Raw genomic sequence first — 17,139 nt, forward strand, 5'->3', positions numbered from 1 at the left:
CGGAATTTCCATCTGAATTGAGCATGGCTTAGGTCTTCGGCGACTGAAGGAGACCGCCATGACCAACCCCGCTTCCCTGTTTCTGCTGCTGCCGGCCCTGATCGCAGGCGCGGTCGTGCCGTTCCAGGCGGGGGCCAATGCCACGCTCGGCCGCCTGCTCGGCCATCCGCTCTGGGCCACCCTGGTTTCGCTGGCGGTGAGCATCGCGGTGGTCCTGCCGGTGATGGCGGCCTTCCGCGTCTCGGCCCCCACCATCGACGCGGCGTCGAAAGGGCCGTGGTGGATCTGGACGGGCGGCCTGGCCGGTGTGATCTACATCACCGCCGCGCTCCTGCTGGCGCCCCGGCTTGGTGCCGCCAATTTCATGGTGGCGGTGATCGCCGGCCAGATGATCGCCTCGCTGGCGATCGATCATTTCGGCCTGATGGGCTTTGCAGCAAGGCCGGTCAATCCGGCGCGCCTTGCCGGCGTGCTGCTCATCATCGGCGGCATGGTGGTGACGCAATGGGCCAACGCCGCCGCGCTTGCGGCCGCCGAGGCACGTTGAGAGGCGAGCAGGAAGCGGCGCGAACACCCTTCTCCCGCAAGGGGAGAAGGATTTCCTGCCTCAGGCTTCCTTCGAGACCAGGATCTTGTCGATGCGCCGGCCGTCGAGGTCGACCACCTCGAAGCGCCAGCCATCGCGCACGAAGCTCTCGCCCGTCTGCGGCAGGCGGTTGAGTTCGGCCAGGATGAAGCCGGCGGCGGTTTCGTAGTCGCCCCGCTCGATCGGCATGGCCAGGGTCTCTGCCAGTTCGTCGGCCTGCATCCAGCCCGAGACCAGGTAGGAGCCGTCCGAGCGCATGGTGATGGCCGGCTCGTCCTCGTCGTCGTCCTGGAAGACCCCGGCGATGGCCTCCAGCACGTCATTGGCGGTGATCACGCCTTCGAAATGGCCGTATTCGTCGAAAACCAGCGCCATATGGGCTCTCGAGGAGCGCAGCGAGGGCAGCATCCCGAGGGCCTCATTGGTGTCCATCACGATGGGCGCGGCCTGAATATGGTCGCGCACATTGAGGGCCCGGCCATCGAGCTGGGATTGGAACAGGTCCTTGACGGTGACGACACCGATGATGTTGTCGTCCTCGCCGTCCTGCACGGGCAGGCGCGAGCGGCTGGTGGCGCGCAGTTGCGCCATGATCGTCTTGGCGGAATCGGAGAGGTCGATCACCTCGACGTCACGGCGCGGCGTCATCAGCGAGCGGGCGCTGCGGTCCCCCAGGCGCATGACGCCGGAGATCATGTCGCGCTCGGCGGTCTCAAGCACGCCGGCGTTCTCGGCTTCCTTGAGGATGGTGCGCACTTCCTCTTCCGTCACCTTCTCCTCGCTCTTGCCGGCCTGGCCGAGCAGCCGCAATACGGTGCGCCCGGAGATGTCGAGCAGGAAGACCAGCGGCGCCGCGCATTTCGACAGGAGCCGCATGGCTGGCGCCACGCGGGCCGCCATGCGCTCGGGATCGCGCAAGGCGATCTGCTTGGGCACGAGTTCGCCGATGATCAGCGACAGATAGGTGATCGCGACCACCACGATGCCGACGCCGAGCGTGTCGGCGAGATGGGTGGAGAGGCCCTGGGCCTGCAGCCAGCCGGCAAGGCGCGTACCGAGCGTCGCGCCCGAGAAGGCGCCGGAGAGCACGCCCACCAGCGTGATGCCGATCTGGACCGTGGAGAGGAAGCGGCCGGGATTTTCCAGGAGCTCCAGCGCGGTGGCCGCGCCTCGCTTCTTGCGGTCGGCGAGTGCGCGCAGCCTGGCTGGGCGGGAGGAGACAATCGCGAGTTCCGACATGGCGAGGACGCCGTTGAGAAGCGTCAGGAAGACGATGATGGCAATGTCGAGGAACAAGGTGCCTTTGAGGGGGTTGCATGCCCGCGACGAATGTCGGGCCGCTTCGAGGGGGCGGAGCATAACGGCATCGGCGGGCTTGGGATAGAGGGGCGGCCTGGCCCGCTGGGAATGGCAGCCATTCCGGGGACCGCCGCCTGTCTCACGGGAGCGTCAGGATAGGCAAGTACAGGATTGATATTCCCTTTGGGAAGGAAAAGTCCGGCTGTGCAAAGCCGGCGAATATGGCATAACGATTCCCGTGTTGTTGCCATTGTCGGCACAGCCAATTCGGGGAATGAACGAATGTCAAAAATTTCCTTCGCGATCGTTGCTCTCGTGGTGTCCGCCCTCACGCTGACCGCCTGCGCCAATACGGTCACCGGCGTCGGCCGGGACGTGAAGGCCACCGGCCGCGCCGTCAAGCACGCGGTGCAGTGAGTTCGCGCCGGCCTCAGCCGGTCGTCGCGGGCAGTAATCCGATCGACAAGACGGGCAGCGCTCCTTCGATGCTGCCCGTATCGCCCGCTTCGAAGGCGAGGACATCGCCGAAGCCGAGGTCGAGGCTCGCTGCGCCGATCCGCACCGGGCCGGTGCTGAGCGCCACCACCAGCCGCAAGCCGTCCTGCGGCAATGCCAGCCGTCCGGATGCCAGATCGTGCCTCACCACCCGATGGCTGAACCGCCCGCGCCGGGTCATCACGTTGAAGTCGCGAATGGGGCCGTCGACCAGGCTGGCCGTGACGGGCACATCGCCGGGGAAGGCCAGGGGAGCGGAGGCCGGGGTCAGCCTCATTGCCTCGCGCCCCTCGATCGACATGTCGAGGCCGTGGCCCTCGATGAGGGTCAAGGTGCGGTCGATCTGAGGGAACAGCGAGAAGGGGCCGTCGCTCGCCACCTCCGCCACCGACAAGCGCCAGTCGAAATCGTCGAAGCCGGCGCCCTCCGGCGCAACCGCGATCTCGGTGGTGGTGCCGCCGCCATTCTTCCAGGGCTTCGGCGTGAGGTCGGCGAAACGGATCAGCTTCATGGCAGGGTCCATTCGGGGCGGTCTACAGGGTCATTTATTGATCGAGGTCGCGCCGCCTCCCACCCTTACCCCTAGTCAACTCAAGAGAGTTGACTAGGGGTAAGGGTGGGAGGCGGCAGAGCGCGTGCCAGCGGCTTCCCCAAGCTTCGAAAACGCCCTATTTCAACGCCCTGGCGAACACCAGGCAGGCATTGAGGATGCTGCCGAGCGTTTCGCGCAAGGGCTGGGCATAGGCGGCATCGAAGGCGACGGGCCAGTTGGCCTCGCCGACCGGGCCGAGCGGCTCGTCGATATAGGAGCGGCAGGCGAGTTCCATCTGCACAGCATGCACGCCCTTGTCGGGCTGGCCCAGGCTGCGGGTGATGAAGCCGCCCTTGAAGCGCCCGTTCATCACGGTCTCGCGCCCGCTGGAGCGGCAGAGCGCCTCGATCGTTTCCGCCAGCGCCGGATGGCAGGTCACACCGCCATTGGTGCCGATGTTGAACTGCGGCAGCGTGCCCTCGAACAGGCGCGGAATAACCGAGCGGATCGAATGGCAGTCGTAGACGGCGATGTGGCGATGGCGTCCCCTAAGCCTGGCGACTTCGTCGGCCAGGGCCTGGTGATAGGGATCGAACCAGAGGGCGCGCCGTTCGGCGACCTCGGCCGCGCCGGGGGCCTCGCCGTCCTTGTAGAGCGGCTCGCCGTCGAAGCTGGTGGTCGGGCACAGCTCCGTGGTGGCCTGGCCGGGGTAGAGCGAAACCCCGGACGGGTCGCGGTTGACGTCGATGACGGTGCGCGACATCGGCGTGCGCACGATGGTGGCGTCGAGCCCGGCTGCGAAGTCGTAGAGCGTCTCGATCCACCAGTCGGTGTCCTTGCGGGCGAGCCAGGGCGAGACCAGCCGCGCTTCGATCGCGGCCGGGATCTCCGTGCCCGTATGCGGCAGCGAGACAAGCAGTGGTGCCTGTCCCTGCCGGATCTCGAGCCAATCGGGCCGGCTCATGCCGTGCCCTCCACCACGCTGGCCAAAGTCTTGAGGCCGGCGGCCTTCTGCGCCGCGCCGCTCCAGATCAGCGCGGTGGCGGCGGCCATGTCGGGCGCGAAATGCCGGTCGTCGGAAAGGTGGGGCACCTCGGCGCGCAGCGTGGCGCGGGCGCTTTCCAGCGCTTCGCTCGACTTCAGCGGTGCATGGAAATCGCAACCCTGCACGGCTGCGAGATATTCGATGCCGATGACGTTGGCGGTGTTGCGGCTCATCTCCAGGAGGCGGCGGGCGCCGTGACAGGCCATGGAGACATGGTCCTCCTGGTTGGCCGAGGTCGGGATCGAGTCGACGCTGGCCGGGAAGGCACGCTGCTTGTTCTCCGACACCAGTGCGGCGGCGGTGACCTGCGGGATCATGAAGCCGGAGTTGAGGCCGGGCTTGGGCGTGAGGAAGGCCGGGATGCCCGAAAGAGCCGGGTCGACCAGCATGGCGATGCGGCGCTCGCTGATCGAGCCGATCTCGCACAGCGCCATGGCGATCATGTCGGCGGCGAAGGCGACGGGCTCGGCATGGAAATTGCCGCCGGAAATCACGTCGCCCGTATCGGTGAAGACCAGCGGATTGTCGGTGACGCCATTGGCTTCGATCGTCAGCGTCGCAGCGGCCTGGCGCAGGAGGTCGAGGCAGGCGCCCATCACCTGCGGCTGGCAGCGCAGGCAATAGGGATCCTGCACGCGCTCGTCGCCGGTGAGATGGGAGGCGCGGATGGCGCTGCCGGCCATCAAAGCGCGCAGCGTGTCGGCGACTTCGGACTGGCCACGGTGGCCGCGGACCTTGTGGATGCGCGGATCGAAGGGGCCGTCAGAACCACGGGCCGCGTCGGTCGAGAGCGCGCCGGTCACCAGAGCGCCCTGGAACACGCGTTCGGCCTGGAACAGACCCGCCAGCGCCAGGCCGGTGGAGACCTGCGTGCCGTTGAGCAGCGCCAGGCCTTCCTTCGGACCGAGCACGAGCGGCGACAGCCCGGCGCGCTTGAGCGCCTCGGTGGCTTCGACCTTCTCGCCCTTGACGAAGAAGGCGCCGACGCCGGTCAGGGCGGCGGTCATGTGGGAGAGCGGCGCCAGGTCGCCCGAAGCGCCGACAGAGCCCTGGCCGGGAACGACCGGGATGAGATCGCGGGCGAGGCAGTCGCGCAGCATGGTGATGGTGGACCATTGCACGCCCGAAGCGCCTTGGGCGAGGCTGCCGAGCTTCAGTGCCATGATCAGCCGGACGACCTCGACCGGCAGGGGCTCGCCGACGCCGGCGGCATGCGAGAGCACGATGTTGCGCTGGAGGATGGCGAGGTCGGCATTCTCGATGCGCACGCTCGCCAGCTTGCCGAAGCCGGTATTGATGCCATAGACCGGCTCGCCCTTGGCGATGATGTCGGCGACGGCCTTGGCAGCGGCCTCGACCAGCGGGCGGCAGCCTTCGTCCAGGCTGATGGGCGCGCCGTCATAGATGGCGCGCCATTGTGCGAGCGAAACGCTGCCGGGACGCAGCAAAACGGGGTTGGTCACTGGCCTCTCCAGATGCGTTGATGTAGCGGATTGAAACCTAGGCGGTAGACGAGTTCAGCCGGGCGCTCGATATCCCAGATGGCGAGATCGCACTGCTTGCCGGCTTCGAGCGTGCCAATGTCGTCGGCCTTGCCGAGCGCCTTGGCGGCGTTGCGGGTGACGCCGGCGATGCATTCGTCGACGGTCATGCGGAAGAGGGTCGCCGCCATGTTCATGGTGGTGAGCAGCGAGGTCAGCGGCGAGGTGCCGGGATTGCAGTCCGTCGCCACGGCCATCGGCACCTTGTGGGCCCGGAAGGCGGCGATGGGCGGCTGCTTGGTCTCGCGAATGAAGTAGTAGGCGCCGGGCAGGATTACCGCGACCGTGCCCGCCGCATGCATGGCGGCGGCGCCTTCGTCGTCGGTATATTCGAGATGATCGGCCGACAGCGCGCCGTAATCGGCCGCGAGCTTGGCGCCGTGCAGGTTGGAGAGCTGGTCGGCATGGAGCTTGACCGGCAGGCCCGCCTTCTTCGCCGCGTCGAAGACCTTGCTGATATGCTCGGGCAGGAAGGCGATGCCCTCGCAGAAGCCGTCCACGGCATCGGCGAGGCCTTCGGCGGCCACCGCGGGCAGCATCTCCCGGCAGACGAGGTCGATATAGGCGTCCTTGTCGCCCCTGGCCTCGACGGGCAAGGCATGGGCACCGAGGAAGGTGGTCGAGACATTCACCTTGCGCGCCTCGGCGAGCCGGCGGGCGGCCCTCAGCATGGCAAGCTCGGTGCGGGTTTCCAGGCCATAGCCCGATTTCACCTCGACCGTGGTGACACCCTCGGCGATCAGGTGGTCGAGGCGGGGGAGGGCGCTGGCGAGAAGCTCATCGTCGCTGGCGGCCCGCGTCGCGTTGACCGAGGAAACGATGCCGCCGCCCGCCCGGGCGATCTCCTCATAGCTGGCGCCCTTGAGGCGCAGCTCGAATTCATGCGCCCGGTCGCCGCCGAAGACGAGATGGGTGTGGCAGTCGATCAGGCCCGGGGTGATCCAGCGCCCTTCGAGGTCGATGGTCTCGACCTTGTCGCGCATACCGGCCGGCAGGTCACTCTCGGGGCCGGCGAAGGTGATGCGCTCGCCCTCGGCAAGCACGGCTCCCCGTTCCACGATGCCGAGGTCATCCCCGACCAGGGTTGCCAGGCGCGCATTGCGCCACAAACGACCCCCTTGGCTGTCTGTCGCCATCGATCTCTCCACCCTGCTATTATGCGGGAACATGTATAGACATATTAATTGACGCGCAAGTGGAATGATGAAAGTTTAGTGCCGATTGGCTTGGGCGGGAAAGCAGAACTTGGCGGGGGAGGCGGCAATGGCTAAGGAAGCGGAGGTCTTCGAAATTGCGGCGCTCGCCCGGATGGGGCCATATCGCGGCGGGAGCCTTTGATGAACGAGACAGCCCCCCTCGAGCTGGATGCCAAGGCGCAGACGCTGCATCAGCGCATCCTCGGCGATATCGAGCACCGCATCGTTTCGGGCGAATGGCCGCCGGGCTATCGCATCCCTTTCGAGACCGAGCTGACCGAGATCTATGGCTGCTCGCGCATGACGGTGAACAAGGTGCTGACGCAGCTTGCTGCCGCCGGGTTGATCGAGCGCCGGCGCAAGGCGGGCAGCTTCGTGGCCCAGCCGCGCAGCGAGGCCGCCGTGCTCGCCATTCACGGCATCGAGGCGGAGGTGACCGCGCTAGGCCTGCCCTATCGCTTCGAATTGCTGCAACGTCGCCAGCGCCGGCCCACGCCGGCGGAACGCCTGACATTCGCGTTGGAGGGCCCCAAGCCGTTGCTGGCGCTGACCTGCCGCCATTTCGCCGGCGACAGCCCGTTCTGCCTGGAGGAGCGCCTGATCGATCTTGAGGCTGTACCGTTGGCGGAGGAGGCCGATTTTACCCGGGAGCCGCCGGGTGTATGGCTCCTGGGGCATGTGCCCTGGACGGTGGCCGAACACCACATCAAGGCCGCGGCGGCCCGCGGGGAAGAGGCGGCCGTGCTGAAGCTCGAGCCCGGCGACGCCTGCCTGGTGGTGGAGCGGCGGACCTGGCGCGGCGACCAGTTCGTCACGGCGGTGCGCTTCACCTATCCGGGCGACCGCCATCAGCTCGTTGCGCGTTTCTCGCCGTCCTGACCATGCCTTGCTCCTGACCAGCCTGCTCGCGGGGCTGGCCGTTGCTTGCTGTCGCGGTATAGAGTTCGCACAAAGCCGACTCGTAGGACCAATCCGGGAGGACCGCAGATGAGAAGGGCCGAGGCCGCATGAGCGCAGCGCAAGCCGTTGCGCTGAAGGGCGTTTCGATTTCATTCGCGAGCAGGGATTCCCGCTTCGATGCCGTCGCTGGCGTCGACCTCTCGGTGGGGGAGCATGAATTCGTTGCCATTGTCGGGCCGACGGGTTGCGGCAAGTCCACGCTGCTCAATGCTACGGCCGGGCTGCTGATCCCGGTCGCCGGAAGCGTCGAGGTCTTCGGCAAGCCGCTCAAGGGCTTGAACGGGCAGGCCGGCTACCTCTTCCAGCAGGAATCGCTGATGCCCTGGAAGACCGTCCTGCAGAATGTCGCCATCGGCCTGGAGGTCGCCGGCACGCCCGCGGAAAAGGCCAGGCAGGCGGCGCAAACCTGGCTGGAACGGGTCGGCCTCGCCCGCTTCGGCGATCGCTATCCGCGCATGCTGTCCGGCGGGCAGCGCAAGCGCGTGGGCCTGGCGCAGGTGCTCATCCGCAATCCCAAGCTGCTGTTGATGGACGAGCCCTTCGGGCCGCTCGACGCCCAGACCCGGCTGGTGATGGGTGACCTCCTGCTGAAGCTGTGGTCGGAAGATCGCAAGGCGGTGATGTTCGTCACCCACGACCTCGACGAGGCGATAGCCTTGGCCGATCGCATCGTCATCATGTCGGCCGGCCCGAAGGCCGGCATCATCGGGGAGTTCAGCGTACCTCTGCCCCGGCCCCGCGCCATTGCGGAAATCCGCCATGACCCCGCTTTCATCCGCCTGCATCGCGACATCTGGGATGCGCTGCGCGACGAGGTGATGAAAGCCTACAGCTAGCTTGGCGGTTTTTTCTCATGAATTCGATCGATCATTCGTCATTGCGAGCGCGGCGAAGCAATCCAGAGCTCCTGCTTAATGGCAGCTGGATTGCTTCGCTGCGCTCGCAATGACGGATCAGCCTTTACGCATCCTGTATGAAACGGCCGTCGTGGGGACCCGAATGAACAACAAGATCGTCTTGCTCACCCTGCAGGTGCTCGTCGCTGTCGTCGGCATCACCCTTTGGCACCTGGCCTCGACGACGTCGCTGTTCGGCTCGCCCAAGACGGTGGCCTTCTTCTTCGGCGAGCCGCTCAGCGTGTGGAAGCGGATCGTGGAGTGGTTCAGCGATGGCTCCATCTGGTATCATCTATGGATCACCCTGGCTGAATCGGCACTGGCCTTCCTGTCCGGTGCTCTGGGCGGCATCATTCTCGGCTTCTGGTTCGCCCGCCAGCCCGTGGTCGCCGCTGTTTTCGACCCCTATGTCAAGGCCGCCAATGCGCTGCCCCGCGTGGTGCTGGCGCCGATCTTCGCGCTGTGGTTCGGCCTCGGCATCTGGTCGAAGGTGGCCCTCGGCTTCACCCTGGTGTTCTTCATCGTCTTCTTCAACGTCTATCAGGGCGTCAAGGAAGTAAGCCCGGCCGTGCTCTCCAATGCCCGCATGCTCGGCATGAACGAGCGCCAGCTCCTGCGCCATGTCTATCTGCCTTCGGCGATGTCCTGGGTGTTCTCCAGCCTGCACACCTCCGTCGGCTTTGCCGTGGTCGGCGCGGTGGTCGGCGAATATCTCGGTTCCTCGGCGGGCCTGGGTTACCTCATCCAGCAGGCCGAGGGCGTGTTCGACGTCACCGGTGTCTTCGCCGGCATGTTCGTGCTGATGGCCTTCGTTCTCATCGTCGACTGGCTGATGACAGCGGTGGAGCGCCGCCTGCTGGTCTGGCGCGGCTAATTCATATTGGAAATCGAATTGGGAGGAAAAATCATGAAACGCAGAACTTTTCTGATCGGCGCCACCGGCCTGGCATTCGGCGCCTCGTTCGGCGGGGCGCTGCCGGCCTTCGCCGAGGACGCCAAGCCCGAAAAAACCGACCTCGCCATCGGCGTTGGCGGCAAGCCGCTGCTCTATTATCTGCCGCTGACCGTGGCCGAGCAGAAGGGCTTCTTCAAGGAGGAAGGGCTCAACGTCACCATCAACGACTTCGCCGGCGGCTCCAAATCGCTGCAGGCCCTGGTCGGTGGCTCGGTGGATGTGGTGACCGGAGCGTATGAGCATACCATCCGCATGCAGAACAAGGGGCAGGACATCGTCGCCGTCTGCGATCTCGGGCGCTTTCCCGGCATCGTCATCGCGGTGCGCAAGAGCCTAGCCGGCGAGATCAAGACCATCGCCGACCTCAAGGGCCGCAAGGTGGGCGTGACGGCGCCGGGATCCTCCACTGCTCTCCTGTTGCAATATGCGTTGCAGAAGAACGGCCTCACCTCGGCCGACGTCGCCCAGATCGGCATCGGCGGCGGCGCCAGTGCCGTCGCCGCCATCAAGAACGGCGGCATCGATGGCCTCTCCCATCTCGATCCGGTGATCAGCCAGCTGCAGCATGACGACGATATCGCCATCCTGCTCGATACGCGTACCGAGGAGGGCACCAAGGCCCTGTTCGGTGGCACCAATCCTGCGGCTACGGTCTATCTGAAGCAGTCTTTCGCGCAGGAGAATCCCGTGACCACCCAGCGCGTGGTCAATGCCATGATGAAGGCCCTGAAGTGGCTCGGCCAGGCCAAGCCCGAGGATGTCGCCGATCTCGTGCCGAAGGAATATCTGCTGGGCAATCGGGACCTCTACATGCAGGCGTTCCAGAATTCGCGGCAGATGTATTCACCGGACGGCATGGTCACCAAGGATGGCTATGAGTCGATGATGAATGCGCTCAAGGCCCTCGACCCGGAACTCGCCAATGCCGACGTTCCCTACGAGAAGACCTTCGATCCGGCTTTCGTCAAGGCGGCCAAGATCTGACGGCGCGGCCGGGCAGGCGAGAGCTTTGTCAGCGGGCCGGACACGGCCATCCAACCTCGGATTGTGTCGATCGGGGCTTCTGGATAGCCGGGCCGAGCCCGGCTATGACAAATCGCAGCCTTTCCCGTTCAGGGAGCCGCATTGCCGCTGGACTCAATCTTTCTCCAAGGGAATAAGAATCTGCCCAAAGAGTTTGCAGCAGGCGAGGATTCGGCTGCCGCCACGTTCTCAGAATCTCCGGGGGAAATGCCATGAAATACCTGCTTCTGCTGGTACCTTGCGTACTGGCATTGCTGACACCGCTTTATAACAGCATCGATCCTGTGCTGTTTGGATTGCCCTTCTTCTATTTCTATCTGCTCGTCCTGGTGCCGATTTCGTCGCTGTTCGTCTACCTCGCCTGGAAGGTTGAACGCTGATGCTGGACAATCTCAATTGGACGGCGGCGATGGTCTTCGTCTTCTTCTTCCTTGTCGTCACCGTGGTGGGGTTCGTCGCGGCGCGCTGGAAGGCGGGGGATCTCGACCAGTTGCATGAATGGGGTCTCGGCGGCCGGCGCTTCGGGGCCTGGATCACCTGGTTCCTGCTGGGGGGCGACCTCTATACCGCCTACACCGTCATTGCCGTGCCTGGCCTGATGTATGCGGTGGGGGCCTATGGCTTCTTCGCCGTGCCCTATACCATCCTGATCTATCCCCTGATCTTCCTGATCATGCCGCGGCTTTGGAATGCCACCCACAAGCATGGCTATCTCACCGGCGCCGATTTCATTGCCGGGCGTTACGGCAATCGTTGGCTGGAACTGGCGGTGGCCTTCACCGGCATCCTCGCCACCATGCCCTATATCGCCCTGCAGCTCGTCGGCATGGAGAAGGTGATCCAGGCCCTCGGCTTCTCGGCCACGGGGTGGGCCTCGCATCTTCCCCTGACGATCGCCTTCATCATCCTGGCGCTCTACACCTATAAGAGCGGCCTGCGCGCGCCGGCCATGATCGCCTTCGTCAAGGACATCATGATCTATATCTTCGTGATCGCCGCGGTCATCGTCATTCCCTATCAGCTGGGTGGTTTCGGTTCGATTTTCGAGAAGGCCAAGCTTGTCTATGACGCTAAGGCAGCGGCGGCTGTTGCTGCCGGCAAGCCGGCAGCCGTGGGCCTGACCCTGGCGCCCTCGCAGATCTGGCCCTTCATCACGCTGTCGATCGGCTCGGCCATGGCGCTGTTCATGTATCCGCACGCGCTCACCGGCACGCTGTCGGCCACCGGCCCCAACGCCATCCGGCGCAATGCGGTGACACTGCCAGCCTATTCGCTGGTGCTTGGCCTCATCGCGCTCCTGGGTGTGATGGCTGTCGCCGCCGACATCAAGACCGATGATGCGCAGGCGGCGATCCCGCTGCTGGTCAACAAGATGTTCCCGGACTGGTTCGCGGGCTTCTGCTTTGCGGCCATCGCCATCGGCGCGCTGGTGCCGGCCGCGGTGATGTCGATCGGGGCGGCCAACACCTTCACGCGCAATGTCTGGAAGCCTTTCATCGAGCCGACTATGTCGCCGCAGAAGGAATCCTACCTTGCCAAGCTGATGAGCCTGATCGTCAAGGTTGGCGCCCTGGTGGTGATCGTGTTCCTGCCGACCAAGTTCGCCATCGATCTGCAACTCCTCGGCGGCGTGTGGATGATACAGATCTTCCCTGCCCTGGTGGCCGGCCTCTATACACGCTGGTTCAATGGCTGGGCCCTGCTGATCGGTTGGGCGGTGGGCATGCTGGCCGGCAGCTACATGGCGTGGGGCCCGACCTCTGTGGTCTCGACCTACACCCTGTTCGGCACGTCCTTCTATATCGGTGTGATCGCCGTGGTGCTGAACTTCGTGGTGTCCGTGGTGCTGACCATGGTGCTGGGCTCCACGACGCAGGACGAGACGTCATCGGCCGATTACGAGGACGCCGTCACCACGTCCTGATGCGCCCCGTAACCAAAATAGGAAAGGCCGGCGGTGACGCTGGCCTTTTTCATGCCCCGAGGGTTGCACGGGCGGGCGCATGAGTGGTTGAACAATCGACCGGGGCGGGGCAGTTTGTCTGATGAATGCTTGCGGATTCGCTTTTCCTCACCCTTGGAGCCACCAATGACCTATGTCGCGGATGATGCGCGCTACGACGCCATGCAATATCGCCGTTCCGGCCGTTCGGGCCTTCAGCTGCCGGCGCTCTCGCTCGGCCTGTGGCATAATTTCGGCGGCGACATTCCCTTCGAGAATGCCAGGGCGCTCTGCCGCAAGGCTTTCGACCTCGGCATCACCCATTTCGACCTCGCCAACAATTACGGTCCGCCGCCCGGCTCGGCCGAGGAGACCTTCGGGCGTATCCTGAAGACGGATTTCGCCCATCACCGCCAGGAATTGGTGATCTCGACCAAGGCCGGCTACCGCATGTGGCCCGGACCCTATGGCGAGTGGGGCAGCCGCAAATATCTGCTCTCCAGCCTCGATGCCAGCCTCAAGCGCATGGGTATCGAGACGGTCGACATCTTCTATTCCCACCGCTTCGACCCGAACACCCCGCTGGAAGAGACCATGACGGCGCTGCATGATGCCGTGCGCCAGGGCAAGGCTCACTATGCCGGCATCTCGTCCTACAGTGCCGAACGCACCAAGGAGGCGGCTGCGATCCTGCGTCGCCTCGGCACACCGCTGCTCATCCATCAGCCGAGCTACTCCATGCTCAACCGCTGGATCGAGAAGGACAGCCTGCTCGGCCAGCTCGAAGCCGACGGTGCGGGCTGCATCGCCTTCACCCCACTGGCACAGGGCCTGCTCACCAGCAAATATCTCGGAGCAAGCGGCATTCCGGCTGACAGCCGCGCCGCAGCCGGCAAGTCGCTTTCGCCCGACCAGCTCTCCGAAGCGAATCTGGCAAGGCTGCGGGCTCTCGATGCGATTGCCCGTCGTCGTGGCCAGTCGCTGGCCCAGATGGCGATTGCCTGGGTGCTCCGGGACAGTCGCATGACCTCGGCCCTCATCGGTGCTAGCCGGCCTGGCCAGATCGAGGACTGCGTCGGTGCCTTGAGGAATCTCGATTTCTCTGCCGAGGAACTGGCCGAGATCGATCACTATGCCGAGGAAGGCAATGTCAATCTCTGGGCGGCCTCGAGCAAGGGCTGATCGCGAGACAGCTGAGCGTCGATCCAGCAGCGGGCCGCTTTGCGGCCCGTTTTGCTGTCAGGACTTGGCGAGGCAATATGCCTGTGTTTCCCTAGAGGCTAATTAGACTTAAGAATGATAGAGTAACAAGCAATCAAATTATTTCTAAAAAGCATGAAGTATATTCTATAGAAATTGTCTCATGCCAAATTCTTCGAAAATTTGTCGAAAATGTGGACAACTAATAAGAATTGTGACAGTGGTTTATTGCTGAATCATATCACGATGGGGATGGGCAACATGAAAAAATTCGTCCTGGCGGCCTTTTTGCTAGCACCGGCACAGGCTCTCGCAGCAGATCTCGCGGCGACGCCAGTCGAGCCGGTCGCGCCAATAACGCCCTATAGCTGGACCGGTTTCTATGTCGGTGCCCATATCGGCTATGCCTGGGGCAAGGAGAGGGACGATCTGAGCCGGACACTGCCCGTGCCCGCCGACAGCTTCAACGTCAATGGCGTGCTCGGCGGCCTGCATGCGGGCTACAACGAGCAGTTCTCCAACAATATCGTGGTCGGCCTGGAAGGCGACATCGATCTCAGCGGCATCAACGGTTCTCACACCGTCATCGACGCCAATAACGGCAATAGTCGTCTGCATATGCGCAATCGCTGGCAGGGTTCGATCCGCGCCCGTTTGGGGTATGCCTTCGACCGGGTCCTGGTCTATGCCACCGGTGGTGTCGCCTTTGCCGACATCCGCGAGCGCTGGAACCTGTTTGACGGTGATATCGTCGGCTCCGGCTCCAAGACCAAGGCGGGCTGGACCGTAGGCGCCGGCGTCGAATATGCCTTCACCGACAATTGGATCGGCCGCGTCGAGGTGCGCTACACGGATTTCGGCAAGTCGCGCTTCCGGGTGGCACCCGATACCCGCTTCAAGGCCGGCTTCCACGAGACGGTCGCGCTGGTCGGTGTCAGCTACAAATTCTGAGCAGATCAGGCGGGGAGCGCTACGTTTCCCACTGCCGCCTTTCGGCTTTCGCGACAGCCCTTTAAGCTGACGCGGAAGCGGAGTGCGCGGCCAGCATGAAATCGATTCTGTTTTACGTCTTGGCAGCCGCCGGCGAGATCGGCGGCTGCTATGCCTTCTGGAGCTGGCTGCGCCTGGGCAAGCCGGCCTGGTGGCTGGTGCCGGGCACGGCCGCCCTCATCGCCTTCGCCCTCCTGCTTTCCCAGATCGAGACAGATGCGGCGGGCCGGGCCTATGCCGCTTATGGCGGCATCTATATCGCCGCCTCGCTGCTGTGGCTTTGGAGCGTCGAGGGGATCAGGCCCGATCGCTGGGATCTGGTCGGAGCGGTGCTGTGCCTCTCCGGCATGGCCGTCATCCTGTTCGCGCCACACCGCACGGCTTGAGGGCCGCTTCACCCGGCCAGCTTGCGACCGCCCACCCAGACGCCGCGTGCCGTCAGTTGCTCGTCGAGATGCACCAGGTCGGCGCGATAGCGCGGTGCCAGCCGCCCGCGACGATTGTCGAGGCGCAGGAACTGGGCGGGATAGAGGCTGGCCATGCGCAGGGCTTCGCCGAGACCGATGCCGAGATGGCCGACGCTGTAGCGCAGCGCCGCATCCATGGTGAGGTCTGAGCCGGCGAGCGTGCCGTCTTCCAGCGTCAGGGCACCGTCGCGCCGCGTGACCTTGCGCCCGTTGAGATAGAAGACGTCGTTGGCGTCGCCGGCCGTCGGCATGGCGTCGGTGACGAGGAACAGCCGTCCTGGTGTCTTTTTCGCTCGCAAGGCCAGCGAGAGGGAGCCGGGATGCACATGAAGCCCGTCGGCGATGATGCCGACCCAGAGCCCGCCATGGTCGAGAGCGGCTCCGGTGACGCCAGGATGGCGGCCCTGCAGGGGCGACATCGCATTGAAGAGATGGGTGATGCCGGTGGCGCCGGCATCCGCCGCCGCCATCACCGCCTCATAGCTGGTGTCGGTATGGCCGAGGCTGACGATCACGCCCCCATCCGCCAGGCGCCGGATCAGGTGAAGCGGCGCATTTTCCGGCGCCACCGTGAGCAGGACGGTCTCGATGCCGCTGCCCAGAATGAGGTCGACATCCGCTTCTGTCAGCGGGCGGATCAAGGCGGGGTCATGGGCACCCTTGCGCGGCACCGAAAGGAAAGGCCCCTCGAGGTGGATGCCGGCCATGCCCGGGACTCCGTCGGCGATCGCCTGACGGGCGGCGGCGATGGCGCTCTTCATGCCTTCGGCCGTGTCGGTGATATAGGTGGGCAGCAGGGCGGTGCTGCCGTGGCGGCGATGGGCCGCGACCATGCCGTCGAGTGTCGCCACGTCCGGGGACTGGTTGAACAGGAAGCCGCCGCCGCCATTGACCTGGGCGTCGACGAAGCCGGGCGCCAGCACGCCGGAGGGCAGGGTGGTCACGGCGGCATGGGAGGGAATGTCGGATCGCGGCACCAGGCCGAGGATGGCATCGGCCTCGACCAGAACGGCATGGCCCTCGACAAAGGTCTCGCCATTGAACAGGCGAGGCGCGGTAAGTGCGTTGAGCGACATCGTCAGCGCCCCCTCTTTGCCAGGGTCAGGGCCCCCGCAAGGGCATCGCCCCTGGGCGGAACCAGGATTTCGTCATATCGCACCGGCAGATAGGGGCGATAGGGTTCGGCAAGCCCGCCCATCAGGGCGATCCTGGGCGCGCCCAGGTCCTTCAGGCGATCGAGCATGGCGACGATGGAGCCCGTGGCCCCGGCAATCAGGTGATCGGCTACGACATCCCCGCCGGCAGCTTCGAACACCAGGGGAGCGAAGCGGCCGTAGTCCCTCGGCGTGGCGGTCCTGGCCCAGATCACCGCCTCGTTCGGATCGTCATGGAAATGCGCCAGCAGGCGGCGGGTCAGGTCGCTCACCGGACCGAGCAGGTCGACGCTGAGCAGGGCGGCCCGCAGGGCGGAGCGTCCGAGCACGGCGCCGGAGGCGTCATCGCCCAGGGCAAACCCCCAGCCGCCGACCGAGGTCTCCCTGCCGCCCACCAGGGCCAGGCCTTGCGAGCCCGTACCGAGGATGAAGATACCGCCATCCTCGCCGGCATGGGCGCCGAGGCAGGCGGTGACGGCATCCGAGGTGACCGTCAGGGCTCCATAACCGAAGGGAAAGGCGGCGATACTGTCAGCGAGAGCGGGAATATTGCCGCCGGAAAGGCCGAGCCCGGCCCGGATGCGCCGCTTCGCGTCCGGTGCCAGTCCGGCCGCGGCAAGGGCGGCATCGCCGGCCGCTGCGATCGCCGGGCCCGCGATCTCCGTGCCGAGGGTGAGATTGGAAGAACCCGACAGGCCTTCGCCGATCAGCTTGTCGTCCTCGTCGTAGAGCCTTGCACGCGTATTGGTGCCGCCGCCGTCGACCGCAAGATAGAGGATACCCGTCATATCTGTCTCCCAGGGCAGAACGCCGGAACGTTCGATTGCCCTAACTCCTTGTTTCGGCGCGGCTTTGCGT

Annotated in this window: 18 protein-coding genes; 11 read left to right on the plus strand and 7 right to left on the minus strand. The window is 65.1% G+C overall.

Going from position 1 to position 17,139, the window contains the following annotated elements; all coding sequences use genetic code 11:
* Nucleotides 1-58 precede the first annotated feature (58 nt).
* A complete protein-coding gene (locus tag BA190_RS14985; RefSeq protein WP_068288643.1) occupies nucleotides 59-547 on the plus strand; it encodes a DMT family transporter in 489 nt (162 codons plus the stop codon).
* A 60-nt stretch (nucleotides 548-607) separates the two neighbouring features.
* Here the strand turns inward: BA190_RS14985 and BA190_RS14990 are convergent, their stop codons facing one another.
* Nucleotides 608-1,882: a hemolysin family protein gene (locus BA190_RS14990; protein WP_068288870.1), complete on the minus strand. Its 1,275-nt coding sequence runs from the start codon at nucleotides 1,880-1,882 to the stop codon at nucleotides 608-610.
* Nucleotides 1,883-2,167: 285 nt separating this feature from the next.
* Here BA190_RS14990 and BA190_RS14995 point away from each other — a divergent pair, with 285 nt between their 5' ends.
* Nucleotides 2,168-2,302 carry an entericidin A/B family lipoprotein gene (locus tag BA190_RS14995; protein ID WP_068288645.1) on the plus strand — a complete coding sequence of 45 codons (135 nt, stop codon included), beginning with the start codon at nucleotides 2,168-2,170 and terminating at the stop codon, nucleotides 2,300-2,302.
* Between the two features lie 13 nt (nucleotides 2,303-2,315).
* Here BA190_RS14995 and BA190_RS15000 read toward each other — a convergent pair whose 3' ends face one another.
* The 4 genes from BA190_RS15000 to hutI all read right to left on the minus strand — a co-directional run bounded on the left by BA190_RS15000 (nucleotide 2,316) and on the right by hutI (nucleotide 6,634).
* Nucleotides 2,316-2,891, minus strand: coding sequence for a HutD family protein (locus tag BA190_RS15000; protein WP_068288651.1), 576 nt, complete (start codon nucleotides 2,889-2,891; stop codon nucleotides 2,316-2,318).
* A gap of 157 nt (nucleotides 2,892-3,048) precedes the next feature.
* Nucleotides 3,049-3,876 (minus strand): N-formylglutamate deformylase, encoded by an 828-nt coding sequence (gene hutG, locus BA190_RS15005; RefSeq protein ID WP_068288654.1) that lies wholly within the window; start codon nucleotides 3,874-3,876, stop codon nucleotides 3,049-3,051.
* A complete protein-coding gene (gene hutH, locus BA190_RS15010; RefSeq protein WP_068288657.1) occupies nucleotides 3,873-5,420 on the minus strand; it encodes a histidine ammonia-lyase in 1,548 nt (515 codons plus the stop codon). Before hutH ends, hutG begins: the two co-directional genes overlap by 4 nt.
* Nucleotides 5,417-6,634: an imidazolonepropionase gene (gene hutI, locus BA190_RS15015; protein ID WP_068288660.1), complete on the minus strand. Its 1,218-nt coding sequence runs from the start codon at nucleotides 6,632-6,634 to the stop codon at nucleotides 5,417-5,419. The genes hutH and hutI overlap by 4 nt, the downstream gene beginning before the upstream one ends.
* A gap of 201 nt (nucleotides 6,635-6,835) precedes the next feature.
* Between hutI and hutC the strand changes: the two genes are divergently transcribed.
* The 9 genes from hutC (at nucleotide 6,836) to BA190_RS15055 (ending at nucleotide 15,046) form a co-directional block, all read left to right on the plus strand.
* Nucleotides 6,836-7,573 (plus strand): histidine utilization repressor, encoded by a 738-nt coding sequence (gene hutC, locus BA190_RS15020; RefSeq protein WP_068288662.1) that lies wholly within the window; start codon nucleotides 6,836-6,838, stop codon nucleotides 7,571-7,573.
* A 128-nt stretch (nucleotides 7,574-7,701) separates the two neighbouring features.
* Nucleotides 7,702-8,490 (plus strand): ABC transporter ATP-binding protein, encoded by a 789-nt coding sequence (locus BA190_RS15025; protein ID WP_068288664.1) that lies wholly within the window; start codon nucleotides 7,702-7,704, stop codon nucleotides 8,488-8,490.
* A gap of 163 nt (nucleotides 8,491-8,653) precedes the next feature.
* Nucleotides 8,654-9,424 carry an ABC transporter permease gene (locus BA190_RS15030; RefSeq protein ID WP_068288666.1) on the plus strand — a complete coding sequence of 257 codons (771 nt, stop codon included), beginning with the start codon at nucleotides 8,654-8,656 and terminating at the stop codon, nucleotides 9,422-9,424.
* 33 nt (nucleotides 9,425-9,457) lie between these two features.
* Complete coding sequence (locus tag BA190_RS15035) at nucleotides 9,458-10,489, plus strand: ABC transporter substrate-binding protein (RefSeq protein WP_068288668.1); 1,032 nt, start codon at nucleotides 9,458-9,460, stop codon at nucleotides 10,487-10,489.
* 251 nt (nucleotides 10,490-10,740) lie between these two features.
* Nucleotides 10,741-10,908, plus strand: a complete 168-nt coding sequence (locus tag BA190_RS35260; protein ID WP_082979752.1) for a DUF3311 domain-containing protein — start codon at nucleotides 10,741-10,743, stop codon at nucleotides 10,906-10,908.
* Nucleotides 10,908-12,452 carry a monocarboxylate uptake permease MctP gene (mctP, locus tag BA190_RS15040; RefSeq protein WP_068288671.1) on the plus strand — a complete coding sequence of 515 codons (1,545 nt, stop codon included), beginning with the start codon at nucleotides 10,908-10,910 and terminating at the stop codon, nucleotides 12,450-12,452. Before BA190_RS35260 ends, mctP begins: the two co-directional genes overlap by 1 nt.
* Nucleotides 12,453-12,617: 165 nt before the next feature.
* Nucleotides 12,618-13,652 (plus strand): L-glyceraldehyde 3-phosphate reductase, encoded by a 1,035-nt coding sequence (mgrA, locus tag BA190_RS15045; RefSeq protein WP_068288673.1) that lies wholly within the window; start codon nucleotides 12,618-12,620, stop codon nucleotides 13,650-13,652.
* Between the two features lie 279 nt (nucleotides 13,653-13,931).
* Nucleotides 13,932-14,621 (plus strand): outer membrane protein, encoded by a 690-nt coding sequence (locus BA190_RS15050; RefSeq protein ID WP_162275114.1) that lies wholly within the window; start codon nucleotides 13,932-13,934, stop codon nucleotides 14,619-14,621.
* A gap of 95 nt (nucleotides 14,622-14,716) precedes the next feature.
* Nucleotides 14,717-15,046 carry a YnfA family protein gene (locus tag BA190_RS15055; protein ID WP_068288681.1) on the plus strand — a complete coding sequence of 110 codons (330 nt, stop codon included), beginning with the start codon at nucleotides 14,717-14,719 and terminating at the stop codon, nucleotides 15,044-15,046.
* An 8-nt stretch (nucleotides 15,047-15,054) separates the two neighbouring features.
* Here the strand turns inward: BA190_RS15055 and nagA are convergent, their stop codons facing one another.
* Both nagA and BA190_RS15065 read right to left on the minus strand, forming a co-directional pair.
* Nucleotides 15,055-16,203, minus strand: coding sequence for an N-acetylglucosamine-6-phosphate deacetylase (gene nagA, locus BA190_RS15060; protein ID WP_068288682.1), 1,149 nt, complete (start codon nucleotides 16,201-16,203; stop codon nucleotides 15,055-15,057).
* Between the two features lie 2 nt (nucleotides 16,204-16,205).
* Entirely contained in the window at nucleotides 16,206-17,069 is an 864-nt protein-coding gene (locus BA190_RS15065) for a BadF/BadG/BcrA/BcrD ATPase family protein (RefSeq protein ID WP_068288683.1), read from the minus strand.
* Between the last annotated feature and the right edge of the window lie 70 nt (nucleotides 17,070-17,139).

Source organism: Labrys sp. WJW (assembly GCF_001676615.1).
Taxonomy (GTDB): domain Bacteria; phylum Pseudomonadota; class Alphaproteobacteria; order Rhizobiales; family Labraceae; genus Labrys; species Labrys sedimenti.